This window comes from Nocardia sp. CA-119907, assembly GCF_050955995.1.
Taxonomy (GTDB): domain Bacteria; phylum Actinomycetota; class Actinomycetes; order Mycobacteriales; family Mycobacteriaceae; genus Nocardia.
Genome location: NZ_CP192091.1, coordinates 8,966,920 through 8,979,067, shown reverse-complemented (window position 1 = coordinate 8,979,067; position 12,148 = coordinate 8,966,920). Strand labels below are relative to the sequence as shown.

The following is a 12,148-nucleotide window of genomic DNA, read 5'->3' as shown; positions in this document are numbered from 1 at the left end:
GGAAATCGGACATGTGCGGCGTCGTCGATGCCCCCGAATGACCGTAGCCGGGGCCTCTGATCAGGCAGTACGGTTGTGGCACTCGAGATCGGGCGGAGTCGGCGCAGACGCGTTCCCGGCGTACTGTGCGTCGCGCCGCGTCGGAACACTGGAGGCCCCGATGAAAAATTTGCATGCCCCATTCGTCGGAAGTCACCGGATATCCGCTCCCACAGCGATACCGATCATCCTCGCGATGGTGGCGTTCGCTGTCGTACCCGTCGCCGCAGCGGTGCCCACCCCGGACCAGGATCCGTTCTACGCGGCCCCGGCCGACGTCGGCGAATACCCCACCGGTGCCGTGCTGCAGTCCCGCTCGATCGCGTTATACGGTCTGCCGCTGCCGATTTCGGCTTGGCAGGTGCAGTACCGGACCAATGACGGGAACGGTTGGCCGATCCCGGGCATGGCCACCGTGCTGGTCCCGAATTGGCCCTGGTTCGGTCCCGGCCTGCGGCCGCTGCTGTCGTACCAGATCGCCGAGGACAGTCTCGATGTCCGGTGCGCGCCGTCGTACGCGCTGCGCGGTGGCTGGGATCTCGGCGGTGCGAACAGCTATATAGACACGCTGTTCATCGCCGAGGCATTGCGTCGCGGCTGGGCGGTGGTGGCCAGCGACTATGAGGGGCCGGACTCCCGATTCCTGGACGGTGTCAATTCCGGCCGCGCGGTGCTCGACGGGATCCGTGCCGCTCGCGCGCTCGCGCCGGATGGGGTCGGACCGGCGAGTCCGATCGGCGCGTGGGGTTACTCCGGCGGTGCCTTCGCCACCCTGTGGGCGGCCCAGCTGCAACCGGAGTACGCGCCGGATATCGAGTTCGCGGGGATCACCTCCGGCGGGGTGCCCGTCGATTGGCCAGCCATGGCCCATGGCGTCGACGGCACCATGCAGGCGGGTCTGGCGATGCTGGCGCTGGTCGCGATCGTGAAGAACGAGCCGGATTCCGGTGTGTCGGAACTGCTCAACGAGCGCGGTCGCGCCGCGGTCGCCGAGGATGCGGCGGCCTGCGGTCCGGATTTCGTCATCAAGTACGTCGATGCGCACATCGACGATTTCGCCGCCGTGCCGGATGTGTTGTCCCACCCGTACTTCCGGGCGGCGACCGACCGGCAGGAGTTGGGTGGCAGTGCCCCGGTCGCGCCGATGTACCTGTACCACAGCACGACCGACGACGTGATCCCCGTCGCGGGATTCACCGACCTGCTCGGCCGGTACTGCGCGCAGGGTGCCGATATCAGCTCCGTGTACTCGGCACTGCCGGGACACGATGTGACCGCTCTCGGTGAGGCGGCCGGTGCGATGGGCTTCCTCGCCGATCGTTTCGCCGGTATACCGGCAGCTCCCGGCTGTCATGGTGGGTGAATACGGAAAGATGCGACGCGCTAGGAGGATTCGTAGCGCGCCGCGTCCGGAGTGCGTGTTCGCGGCCCTACTTGACCGGCGGGTCCTGCCATTTGGTGGTGCCGGGCGCGGCGGCCAGGGTGCTGATCAGATCGATGCCCGCGATGACCAGTGCCGGTCCGCCGACCACGATGGTGCCGATGATGCCGCCGATACCGGCACCGGCGATGACACTGGCGATCACCGTCGGTCCGCCGACGATGCCGGTGAGTCCGACCAGGGCGCCGATCACCGTGCCGAGAAAGCCGCCGATCGCGGTGGCAATGCCGAACTGGGACAGGAAGTTGTCCTGTGCGCGCTGATTCTCCCGCGGTGACGCGATCGGCGTCGCCACCGGGTGCGCCTGCGTGTAGTCCTTGACCGCGGTCAATTCCAGCACCCGTCCGGCATCCTTGACCTCATGCGGCAGCGCGAATTCGTATCCGTCCTGCCGGAACGACAGCGGCAGCGTGACAACCGTATTGCCCGCGATGTCCTTGATATCAACTGTGTTCGCTGCCATCTGGAACGACCCGTTGGTCAGCGTGGTGACGATCTTGTCGCCCACCAGTTTTGCCTCGTAACCGATATCGGGCACGGGCGTGGCGCTCGGCTGCGCATAGGAGGTGCCCGCGCCGACCGCGACCGCGGCGACGATCGGCACGGCGGCCGCGGTGATCTTGCGGAGAATCATTCCGGTGGTCCAATCTTCATCAGTTCTTGCAAGCCGTAGCAACACTCCGCACGCGAAGAATCCTCCCCCCGGCGCTATGCAGAGTCACGATGTGATCAAGAGAACAGCACTCCGATGACAATGTACCGTGTACGAAAGGTTTCGAGGAATGCTTTTCGGGGTATCCACTCTTGCTTGGTGACGAATCTTGCTACAGCTCTTGACTATACGGTCATGGGAACGGTTGCAGAACGTTGATGGCGCGGGCGATCACCAAGATCACCAGCACCAGCGAGATCGCCGATTGCACCATCATCATCGCCTTCGCCCACCGCGACATCGGCATCACATCGGTCGGGCTGAACGCCGTCGCATTGGTGAACGACAGATACAGATAGTCGAAGAACTCTGGTTCCCACTCGGTTTCGGTCAGCTCCGGGTTCTGCATCTGCACGAACAGGAAGTCCGGCAACGGCTTTCGCGCATAGGCGCGGGCCGCGGGTCCGCCGCGATCGAACTCCCAGTACCACAGGCCGAATACCACCACATTGGTCAACCAGACCGCCCCGCCCAACTCGAGCAGGTTCACGGGATCGCGCAGGGTGCTCTCGAGGTCGTAGGCCCATCCCGGAGGCCAATGGATCAGTGCGGCCACCAGACGACCCGCCGAGATCGCCGTGGCCAGACTCAGCACTCCGGTCAGCAGCAGGCCGCTATTGCGCAGCCACCGCTCCTCCCGGTTGAGCCGGAACGGATTCACCACCACCAGCACACCGAGCAACCACACCTCCAGTGCGGGCAGCAGCAGCCAAATGGGCTGTGGCCAGAGTTTCTTCAGCGGCCCGAACTGCAACCCAACGATCACCAACACGGCCAGTGTCACCGCGACTCGGGACTCTCCGTCCGTCTTGCGCTGCCATGCGGGCACCTCGTCGTTTTGCTCCGGCACCGGGCCAGTATCGCCGATCAGGTGAGCAGATCGAGTAGGACCGCGCCGACGCAGACCGTGATGACCAGGGTCAGCGCCAGCGCATCGTTGCGTCCGGGGGAGTTGGGGCGGGCGGTGAGCTGCCCGGTGCCGCCGCGCGCGGTAATGGCCTCGCCGAGTTCGGTTGCCCGGCGGCTGGATACGGCCATGGCGGCGGTGAGGATATCGACGAGCGGATTATCGGCGGCGCGATAGAGCCCGCGGTCGCGCGGGCGCAACCGGCGTGCTGCTCGCAGCACCCGGATCTCCTCTATCAGCAGCGGCAGTCCGCGCAGCGTGAGCGCGATGACCACGGCGCATTCGTCGACGGGCACCCGGAGTTTGCGCAGTGGGGCACCGAGTTTGGCCAGTGCCGGGGCGATATCGCCCATGGGGGTGGTCCAGGCGATCAGGAACGAGGCGGCCAGCAGGATCAGGCCGAAGACCATGATATTGGTGTAGCGCAGTACGGCCTCGGTCCCGATCGGCACATTCAACAGCGCGCCGACGCCGATCGCCGCCCAGAACCACCACGGCAGGCGAGGCAGTGTGCTCAGCGGGAGTTTGGCGAGTGCGCCGATCGCGATCAGGAATACAACCATCAGGCCGAGCACCCACCAGGACGGCAGGAACATCAGCACCAGGCTGATCAGGAACACTCCGATCATCTTGGTTCCGGCCCACAGGCTGTGCACCGGGCTGGAAACCGGTACCTCGCGGAACAGGACGGTACTCATCGGTGTCCTCCGTTCCCGAGCCGCCAGGCCGGATCGCCCGGGCGTGGTTCGGGCAGCGCGACGTGGGAATCCAGCTGGTGCGCAGGCAGGTTCGCGGCCGCGGCGGCGTCGACGACGGGGTCGGTCTCCAGGATCCGCCCGGCCTCCAGATGGACGGTGCGGTCGCAAACCGCGGTCATATCGCGCACGTCATGCGAGATGACGATCAGGGTGAGCCCGGAATCACGCAGGCGGGCAAGCAGTTCCACGACATCGGCTCGGCCCTCGGGGTCCAGTCCGGCCAGCGGCTCGTCGAGTACCACGACTGGCGCGTGGCTGGCCACGATGGCCGCGAGTACCACCCGCTTGGCCTGTCCGCCGCTGAGTTCCTCGATGGATCGCGCGGCGAGTGCACGATCCAGCCCCACCGCGTCCAGTGCGCGTCCGACCGCACCGGAACCGGTGGCGCGCCCGCCCCAGTCCGCGATCTCGGTGCCGACCGTCTGCTTCTGCAACTGCAGCCGGGAGTGCTGGAACGCCAGCTCGACCCGGCCGATCTGCTTGGCGATCGGCCTGCCATCGACTTCGCAACGGCCGGAACTGGGGTGGATCAACCCGGCCATGATCCAGGCCAGTGTCGACTTGCCGGATCCATTGCCGCCGACCACCAGCAGCGCCTCACCGCGCCGCACGGTCAGGTCGACACCGTGCAAAGCCGGTGCCGCCCACGGTGTTCCGCGGTTGTAGGTATGGCGGACATCGCGCAGGCACATGATGGTCTCGCCCATCGGGCGGCGGCGGATCGTGCAGACCGGCTGCGGCCAGGCGGGCAGGTGCTCGACGGTGCGGCCACCGGCCAGATGCACCACCCGATCGGCGGCGGCGGCATCGGCCTCGTGATGGGTTACCAGCACCACCGCCATGCGGTGGCGCTTGGGCAGTTCGGCCAGCAGTGCGACCAGATCGCGGCGACCGTCCGGGTCGATCATCGAGGTGGCCTCATCGGCGATGAGCAGGGCGGGGCGGCGGGCCAGCGCCGCGGCCACCGCGAGTCGCTGCTGCTGACCGCCGGAAAGCGTCGCGGTCTCCCGATCGCCCATGCCGTCCAGGCCGACCTCGCGCAACAGACCGTCGATATCGACCGCGGCGGCGAGTTCGGTGGACAGACCCCAGACCACATCGTCGGCGACCAGCACGCCGAGGGTCTGACTCTCCGGCCGCTGCAGCACCAGCGCGGTGCCGCCGAGGTGGCCGAGTCCGGCGGCGCCGGGACGGTCCACACTGCCCGAGGTCGGTGGGCGACCGGCGAGCAGCCGGGTCAGCGTCGACTTCCCGGATCCGTTGTGCCCGACGACGGCGACGAACTCACCGACGTCGACCGTGAGATCGATGTCGGACAGTGCGTCCACCGACGTGCCCGGATAGCGGAATCCGGCACCGCGCAGCCGCACCGGCAGCGGCGCGATGGGCCGGTCGTCGGGTGGTGCGTCGAGCCGATCCTGACTGGGCAGCCAGGCCAGCCGATCGAGCACCGAGCCCAGGACGAACCAGGAGAACACCGCCGTCACGATGATGCCCATGATCACGCCGCCGCCGACCAGAGCCCACCACCAGCGGATCGCGGCGTCAGCGGCGTCGGCGATGCCACGTCCGAGCGGTTCCAGCTGTGCCTGCTGTGCCGCGATCCGCTCCAGGCCGTCGGCGGTGCTGCGAATGGTGTTGAACAACAGCGTCCGCGACCTGGACAGCACCAGCAGGGTTCCGATGGCGAAGGCCGCGAACCCGAGACCGGCGAGCACGGACAACCCGACCACCGCGGGCAATCCGCCGCGCCGCCGTTTCACGGTGCCGATGATGCCCCCGATGGTCGCGGAGCTGATGATGCCGAATGCGGGGACCAGGCCCGCCGCGACAAAGCTGACCAGGGCGGCCGCACCGGTCGCGGTGATCAGGGCGCGGAGCCGATAGCGCTGCGCGATCATGGCCAGCGGTACCGCGGCGACCAGTTGCAGTGCCGCGGCGAACGGGATCAACGCGCCCACGGTGACCAGTCCGACGGTGGCGCCGCCGAGCACCGCACCGGCGGCGAGTTCGATCGGGCGCAGCGGTCCGCGCTCGATGGCTCGCTCGGTAGGGTGCACGCCGGGCCGATCACTCACGAAACAAGTCTGCCAGCTTCCTGTGCAGAGTTCGTGTGGTCTTTTTGTGGAGACTATGTGGCCGTGGTTCCGTTCACGCGACCCGCGTCAGTTCGTAATCGTCGGCTCTGAGCTTGCGGACGCGACGACGATAGGCCAGTTGCCGACCCGGCCAGTTATTGGTGATGCGGCCCGAGTCGGTGCGATACCAGCTGGAGCAGAAGTTCCACGGCGTGCGCGCGAGGCGCTGCTGAACCGCGGTATTGAACTGTGCCTCCGCCTCCTGGCGCACCTCGAGCACATGGCCGGGACGCGCGGCGAGCAGTTGTACGGCCTGACGGATATAGCGGGCCTGCGATTCGATCATGTAGATGATCGAGCCGACGCCGAGATTGGTATTGGGTCCGTAGACCAGGAACAGATTCGGGAAGTCGGGCACGGTGATGCCGTAGTAGGCGTGCGCTCCGCCCTCCCAGGCATCGGAGAGTTCGCGGCCCCCGCGGCCGTAGATGTGCATGGGCCAGAGGAATTCGGTGCCCTTGAATCCGGTGCCGTAGATGATCACATCTGCCTCGTGCACCGTGCCGTCGGCGGTGCGCACGCCGTTGGGCACGATCTCGGTGATCGCGGTGGTCTCGACCCGCACATTCGACTCGGTGAGGGCGGGGTAGTAGTCATTGGAGAACAGGCCGCGCTTACATCCGATCGGATAGTCGGGGGTGAGTTTGGCGCGCAGTCCCGGATCCGGCACCTGCTCTGCCAGATGTTTGGTCGCGATCCGGCCGACCATCCGGGCGATCCAGGGGAATTCGACCAAGCCCAGCGCGACGAATTCCGCGATGGCCCACCAGCCGAAGCGTTCGACGAGCAGTGCGCCGGGCAGCCGCGCGAAGAGTTTGTGCTGGATCGGGGTGTAGTCGGTGTCGAATTTGGGCAGTACCCAGGCCGGTGTGCGCTGGAACAGCGTGAGGTGCTCGACCTTCGGCTGGATCTCCGGGATGTATTGAATGGCGCTGGCGCCGGTGCCGATGCACGCGACGCGTTTGCCGGTCAGCTCGACGCCGTGATCCCATTCGGCGGAGTGGAAGGCCTGGCCGGTGAAGGAATCGATGCCGGGAATGTTGGGCAGGGCGGGCCGGGACAACTGGCCGACCGCGGAGATCAGCACGTCGGCGGTGCGGGCGGCCCCGTCCCTGGTGCGCACGGTCCAGCGGCCGGAGGTGTCGTCGAATTCGGCCTCGGTCACCTCGGCGCCGAAATGAATATCCTCGAGCAGGCGGTGGCGCTTCGCGACGGTGCGCAGATAGTCGTGGATCGCGACCCGTCCCGAGTAGCGCTGCGGCCAGTCCGGCTTGGGCTCATAGGAGAACGAGTACAGCGGCGACGGCACATCGCAGGCGGCGCCGGGATAGGTGTTCTCCCGCCAGACCCCGCCGATATCGGTGCTCCGCTCCAGCACGGCGACATTCTCGAAACCATTGCGCCGCAACTCGATTGCCATTCCGATGCCGCCGAAACCGGCACCGATGACAATGACCGACGGGCGCTCGCCAGCTGTCATGTGACACTCCTCACAACGCGTATGAATCCCACTCTAGGACCGTGTGACTGAACGTGGCCGGCATATCGGGCTGACCCTTTCGAGCGACCTGCAAGCAGTCGCCACGGAGCGTATCGAGATTTTCGGCCATAATGTCGGCTGTGGAGCGGGTACAGGATCCGGGCATCCGCGACTGGAACTTTCCACGCGGCATCGCCAGCGTGGCGCTGATGATCGGTTACGCCGGTGAGCACGGCGTGCCCCTCGCGCGCATGCTCGCCGGAACCGGGCTGACCGAGGCGCTGCTGCGCGACCCGGACGCGCAGATCGATGCGCGGACCGAACTGGCGGTGATCCGCAACCTCGTCCGCGAACTGCCCGATACGCCGGCACTCGGTGTCGAGATCGGCCGCCGCTATCGGATCACCACCTTCGGCATCTTCGGCTTCGCCTGTGTCAGCAGTCCGACGCTGGGTGAGGCGATCTCGTTCGCCCTGCGCTATCTGGAGCTGAGCTTCACCTTCTGCCTGCCGGTCGCGGAGTGGGGCGACGGCGAATTCGTCGCCTGGGTGCACGATGAATCCATTCCGGCCGATGTGCGCCAGTTCCTGGTCGAACGCGATGTCAGCGCCATGCATCAGGTCATGAGCGACCTGATCGGCAAACAGTTGCCGCTCACCAGGGCCGAATTCCGTTTTCCCGAGCCGACCTATGTCGATCGGATCATGGAGTTCACCCAGGTTGCCCCGCGCTTCGGTTGCCCGCGGAATCTGTTCGCCATCGATCCGGCAGTGCTGGAACAGCCACTGCCACAGGCGAATGAGCACACCTGGGCCATGTGTCTGGCTCAATGCCGCGATCTGGTGGACCGCCGCCGCGCCCGCACCGGCATCGCGGCCGAGGTGCGCGAACTGCTGGTCCCCGGCGGTGCCGAAGGATTCGCGGCACCGCCCGGAATCGATACCGTCGCACGGGATCTCAATATGAGCACCCGTACCCTGCGCCGCCACCTCGACGCGGCGGGCACCAGCTACCGCGCGCTGCTGGATGAGGTCCGCCGCGCACTCGCCGAGGAAATGCTTACCGCCACACCGCTTTCGGTGAGCGATGTGGCCATCCGGCTCGGCTACGCCGAATCCTCCACCTTCATCTACGCCTTCAAACGCTGGACCGGCGCGACACCGGCCGTCTACCGGCGCGAGCGTGTCGCGCGGCGCTAGTTCGGCGGCACGCTGATCCAGCCGCCCATCGCGACACTGCGGAAATGCGTTGTCATGCGGCGGTTTTCGTCGATCACGTGCAGGGCGACGGCCGGATCCGGCGCGTAGTCCATGACGCGGTCGGGCAGTTCGAGCTCCCATTCGCCGCCCAGCACCGATGCGGTGCTCGGCGCGATCAGTAGCGGGCGGCCCGCGAAGGTGGTGACGGCCGCGGAATGCGCGTGTCCGGTGAGCACGCCGACGATGCGTTCGTCGGACGCGACGACCTCGGCGAACTTCTCCGGTTCGGCCAGCGAGATCGTATCGATCACCGGGCTGAACAGATGGGCGGGCGGGTGGTGCAGTGCCAGCAGAATGGGCGCGTCGGCGGGCGCCGCGGCCAGTACGCCGCGCAGCCAGTTGTAGGTCTGTTCGGTCAGTTGGCCACCGGATTCGCCGGGGATGCTCGAATCCAGCAGGGCCACGGTCAGCTTGCCGACCCGGTGCGCATGGTTGATCGGCGCGGTCGAGGCGGGTTCGCCGAGCAGCGTCTCGCGGAAGGCGGCGCGGTCATCGTGATTGCCGGGCAGCGCGTAGACCGGGATATCGGCATCGAGCGCCATGCGGGCCTCGGCGTACTGGTCGGATTTGCCGGAATCGGTGATGTCACCGGTCACCAGGATGGCATCGGGTCGGCGGCGCAGATCGGCGAGGAAGGCCATCACCCGCTCGGCGCGTTCGGCGTTGCGGGCGCCTAGATCGAAATGGGTATCGCTGATCTGAGCCACCAGGATCATCGGCGTTCGCTTTCTCTGGGGGTATCGCTCCATTGCGTCAGAGTGTGCCGACCTCGCGTGCGCGGCACCCCATCAGGCTAGATGACCTGCGGGTTCCGCGTCGCCATGAGGCTGACCACCGGTAGAAAGCCGGAGGGTCGGTAGTGGTGGCGCCCACAGCGATACCGGTGGGTTTCGGATGTCAGCCCTGCTGTCCGATGATCGACGCCCACAGCGTTTGCATCGACCGCAGGAAGGCCTTGCGCTCGGCGGCGGGCAGTGGTGACAGCAGCCGGTCCTCCTGCTCCTGGATATCGCGTTGCGCACGATCGCGAGTGGTTCGGCCGGTCGGGGTGAGCGAGACCAGCCGCGCGCGCCGATCGGTTGGATCCGGATCACGTCGGATGAGGTCGCGCTGCTGGAGTTCATCGAGCACGCCGATGATGCGGGTCTTATCCGCGCGGATCTTCTTGGCCAGTGCGGCCTGGGTGTAGACAGGTTCGTCGCCGAGGCCGAGCAGGACCACGTAGCCCCACATGGTCAGTCCGTGCCGCTCGAGTATCGGCAGCTCCGCGGCGGCGAGGGCGCGGCCGAGCGGCACGAGCATCGCGGCGAGATCGGGGCGCTGCACTTCCGGCATGAGTAGAAAATACTGCTTGGCAAGTGATAAGCATGAGCTTACGATAAGCTGACGCTTACTAATTTGAAGATATCGAGAGGACTGAAATGACCACCGATTCCGAAACCGGTGCGGTAGCTGCCGAACTGCGCACCCTCGATCTGCTGGGGGCGAAGGTCGATCTCATCGCACTCAACGCGCAGGCCGTGCGCACCAGCATCGATGTGGTTTCCCATGTCACCGCCGCCGATCTGGCCAAGCCGACGCCCTGCGCGGGCTGGACGCTGCACGGGCTGCTGGCGCACATGATCACCCAGCACTACGGGTTCGCGGCCGCCTCGCGCGGCGAAGGTGACCTGTCGCTGTGGCGGCTGCGTCCGCTGAGCGAGGACCCGGTCGCGGACTACCGTGCGGCCGCCGAACATGTGTCGGCGTCCTTCGCCGAGGACGGTGTGCTCGAGCGGACCTTCCCGCTACCGGAATTCACCCGGGCCTTCGAATTCTCCGGAGCCGAGGCGGTCAGCTTCCACTTCATCGACTACGTCGTGCACTCCTGGGATGTCGCCCGAACCCTCGGCAGGACAGTGCATTTCGACGATGATCTGCTCACCGCCGCACTGCGGGTGGCCGAGGCCGTGCCCGGCGGTAAGTCCAGGCTGGCGCCCGGTGCCGCATTCGCCCCGGCGATCACCTGGTCCGGGGATTCCACGCTCGACGAGATCGTCGCCATCCTCGGCCGTTCCCCCAACTGGCCCGCATAGGGCCTGTGCGCCCGCGGACCGGGCGTGCCGAGTGATCTGCTTCACATGGTGTCAGGATTTTCGTCGCTGCGGTGTCTTGTATTCGAGCCCCTCGGCGCGAAGGAGACACCATGAGCAAGAACACCGATGTGGTCGTGATCGGCGGCGGATATGCCGGAGTGATGGCGGCCAATCGTTTGACGCAGCGCGACGACGTGACGGTGACCGTGATCAATCCGCGCCCGGTCTTCGTCCCGAGGCTGCGGTTGCACCAGCTGGTTGGCGGGACCCACGATGCGGTCGTCGACTACCAGGAGGTCCTGGCCGAGGGTGTCCGGTTGGTCGTCGACAACGCAACGCGGATCGATGCGGTCGGACGCAGTGTGATGCTGGCCGAGGGTGACGGTATCGGCTACGACTACCTGATCTACGCGGCAGGTAGCGGCAACGCCGGGCCGCGGGTGCCGGGCGCGGCCGAGTTCGCCTACCCGGTCGCGACTTTGGAGGCTGCGCAGCGGCTGCGGTCGGTGCTCCTCGACACGCCCATGGGGGCTGCGGTGACGGTGATCGGGGGCGGCCCGACCGGAGTCGAGACCGCCGCCGAGCTGGCCGAGCAGGGGCGCAAAGTCACCTTGGTCTGTGGTGGTGTCCTCGTTCCGTACCTGCATCCCAAGGCACGGCGCACGGCCCACAAGTACCTAGCCAAGCTGGGAGTGAACGTCATCGAGGGCCCCGATGCAGCCGTCACCGCGGTGACGCGGGACACCGTGCAGCTCGGTGATGGCCGGACGCTGGCGAGCGACGTCACGATCTGGACAGCGGGCTTCGGGGTGCCCGACCTGGCCAACCGTAGCGGGCTGAGCACCGATTCCGCCGGGCGTCTGCTCACCGACGAGACGCTGACCAGCGTCGACGATGAGCGCATTATCGCAGCGGGCGACTGTGCGGCACCGTCGAATCTGCCGTTCCGGATGAGCGCCTACGTCGCGTACTGCTTGGGAGCGCACGCCGCTGACACCCTGGTGCACCGGATCGCGGGTGAGCAGCCCGCACCGATCGACCTGTCGTTCATCGCCATGTGCCTCAGCTTCGGACGGGAGGCCGGGATCTACCAGCTCGGCCACAAGAACGAGACCGGCATGCGGCTGTACTTCAGCGGGTCCGTGGGCAAGAAACTGAAGGAATTCGCCTGCGAAGCCGGCATCGAACACCTCGCGACCGAGGCACACAAGCCCGGCTCGCATCACTGGTTCAAAGACGGCAAACACCGGCCGCAGCTGCTGGCGGCCCAGCGCGACAACACGACGGCATCGGTCGCGTAGGACACCGAAAGTCGTCGCGTCCCGCTGCCGGTGACCTG

11 protein-coding genes are annotated in these 12,148 nt (G+C 66.8%); 4 read left to right on the top strand and 7 right to left on the bottom strand.

Going from position 1 to position 12,148, the window contains the following annotated elements; genetic code table 11:
- Positions 1 to 235 precede the first annotated feature (235 nt).
- Positions 236 to 1,402 carry a lipase family protein gene (locus tag ACQP2D_RS40250; RefSeq protein WP_433681129.1) on the top strand — a complete coding sequence of 389 codons (1,167 nt, stop codon included), beginning with the start codon at positions 236 to 238 and terminating at the stop codon, positions 1,400 to 1,402.
- Positions 1,403 to 1,469: 67 nt separating this feature from the next.
- On the opposite strand, the gene ACQP2D_RS40245 is transcribed toward ACQP2D_RS40250, so the two are convergent.
- From ACQP2D_RS40245 to ACQP2D_RS40225, 5 genes are all read right to left on the bottom strand, one after another.
- Positions 1,470 to 2,114, bottom strand: a complete 645-nt coding sequence (locus ACQP2D_RS40245; protein ID WP_433681128.1) for an ammonium transporter — start codon at positions 2,112 to 2,114, stop codon at positions 1,470 to 1,472.
- Positions 2,115 to 2,325: 211 nt separating this feature from the next.
- Positions 2,326 to 3,042, bottom strand: a complete 717-nt coding sequence (locus ACQP2D_RS40240; RefSeq protein ID WP_433681127.1) for a hypothetical protein — start codon at positions 3,040 to 3,042, stop codon at positions 2,326 to 2,328.
- 17 nt (positions 3,043 to 3,059) lie between these two features.
- Positions 3,060 to 3,797: an energy-coupling factor transporter transmembrane component T family protein gene (locus ACQP2D_RS40235; protein ID WP_433681126.1), complete on the bottom strand. Its 738-nt coding sequence runs from the start codon at positions 3,795 to 3,797 to the stop codon at positions 3,060 to 3,062.
- A complete protein-coding gene (locus tag ACQP2D_RS40230) occupies positions 3,794 to 5,935 on the bottom strand; it encodes an ATP-binding cassette domain-containing protein (RefSeq protein WP_433681125.1) in 2,142 nt (713 codons plus the stop codon). The genes ACQP2D_RS40235 and ACQP2D_RS40230 overlap by 4 nt, the downstream gene beginning before the upstream one ends.
- 73 nt (positions 5,936 to 6,008) lie before the next feature.
- The gene (locus tag ACQP2D_RS40225; RefSeq protein WP_433681124.1) at positions 6,009 to 7,475 is read right to left on the bottom strand and encodes a flavin-containing monooxygenase; all 1,467 of its coding nucleotides are present in this window, start codon (positions 7,473 to 7,475) and stop codon (positions 6,009 to 6,011) included.
- Between the two features lie 140 nt (positions 7,476 to 7,615).
- On the opposite strand from ACQP2D_RS40225, the gene ACQP2D_RS40220 reads away from it, so the two are divergent.
- Entirely contained in the window at positions 7,616 to 8,674 is a 1,059-nt protein-coding gene (locus ACQP2D_RS40220) for an AraC family transcriptional regulator (protein WP_433681123.1), read from the top strand.
- Here the strand turns inward: ACQP2D_RS40220 and ACQP2D_RS40215 are convergent.
- Positions 8,671 to 9,450 (bottom strand): metallophosphoesterase, encoded by a 780-nt coding sequence (locus ACQP2D_RS40215; RefSeq protein ID WP_433681122.1) that lies wholly within the window; start codon positions 9,448 to 9,450, stop codon positions 8,671 to 8,673. The genes ACQP2D_RS40220 and ACQP2D_RS40215 overlap by 4 nt on opposite strands.
- Positions 9,451 to 9,631: 181 nt before the next feature.
- On the bottom strand, positions 9,632 to 10,069 hold the full coding sequence (locus ACQP2D_RS40210; protein WP_433681121.1) for a MarR family winged helix-turn-helix transcriptional regulator: 438 nt from the start codon (positions 10,067 to 10,069) through the stop codon (positions 9,632 to 9,634).
- Positions 10,070 to 10,155: 86 nt separating this feature from the next.
- On the opposite strand from ACQP2D_RS40210, the gene ACQP2D_RS40205 reads away from it, so the two are divergent.
- Positions 10,156 to 10,809, top strand: coding sequence for a TIGR03086 family metal-binding protein (locus tag ACQP2D_RS40205; RefSeq protein ID WP_433681120.1), 654 nt, complete (start codon positions 10,156 to 10,158; stop codon positions 10,807 to 10,809).
- 110 nt (positions 10,810 to 10,919) lie between these two features.
- Positions 10,920 to 12,110, top strand: coding sequence for an NAD(P)/FAD-dependent oxidoreductase (locus ACQP2D_RS40200; RefSeq protein WP_433681119.1), 1,191 nt, complete (start codon positions 10,920 to 10,922; stop codon positions 12,108 to 12,110).
- Positions 12,111 to 12,148 lie beyond the last annotated feature (38 nt).

Bases quoted from the DNA above. Each gene is read 5' to 3' on its own strand.
- ACQP2D_RS40200 (WP_433681119.1), top strand. From the start codon at position 10,920: ATGAGCAAGAACACCGATGTGGTCGTGATCGGCGGCGGATATGCCGGA.
- ACQP2D_RS40205 (WP_433681120.1), top strand. From the start codon at position 10,156: ATGACCACCGATTCCGAAACCGGTGCGGTAGCTGCCGAACTGCGCACC.
- ACQP2D_RS40215 (WP_433681122.1), bottom strand. From the start codon at position 9,450: ATGATCCTGGTGGCTCAGATCAGCGATACCCATTTCGATCTAGGCGCC.
- ACQP2D_RS40245 (WP_433681128.1), bottom strand. From the start codon at position 2,114: ATGATTCTCCGCAAGATCACCGCGGCCGCCGTGCCGATCGTCGCCGCG.
- ACQP2D_RS40225 (WP_433681124.1), bottom strand. From the start codon at position 7,475: ATGACAGCTGGCGAGCGCCCGTCGGTCATTGTCATCGGTGCCGGTTTC.
- ACQP2D_RS40235 (WP_433681126.1), bottom strand. From the start codon at position 3,797: ATGAGTACCGTCCTGTTCCGCGAGGTACCGGTTTCCAGCCCGGTGCAC.
- ACQP2D_RS40250 (WP_433681129.1), top strand. From the start codon at position 236: ATGGTGGCGTTCGCTGTCGTACCCGTCGCCGCAGCGGTGCCCACCCCG.
- ACQP2D_RS40210 (WP_433681121.1), bottom strand. From the start codon at position 10,069: ATGCCGGAAGTGCAGCGCCCCGATCTCGCCGCGATGCTCGTGCCGCTC.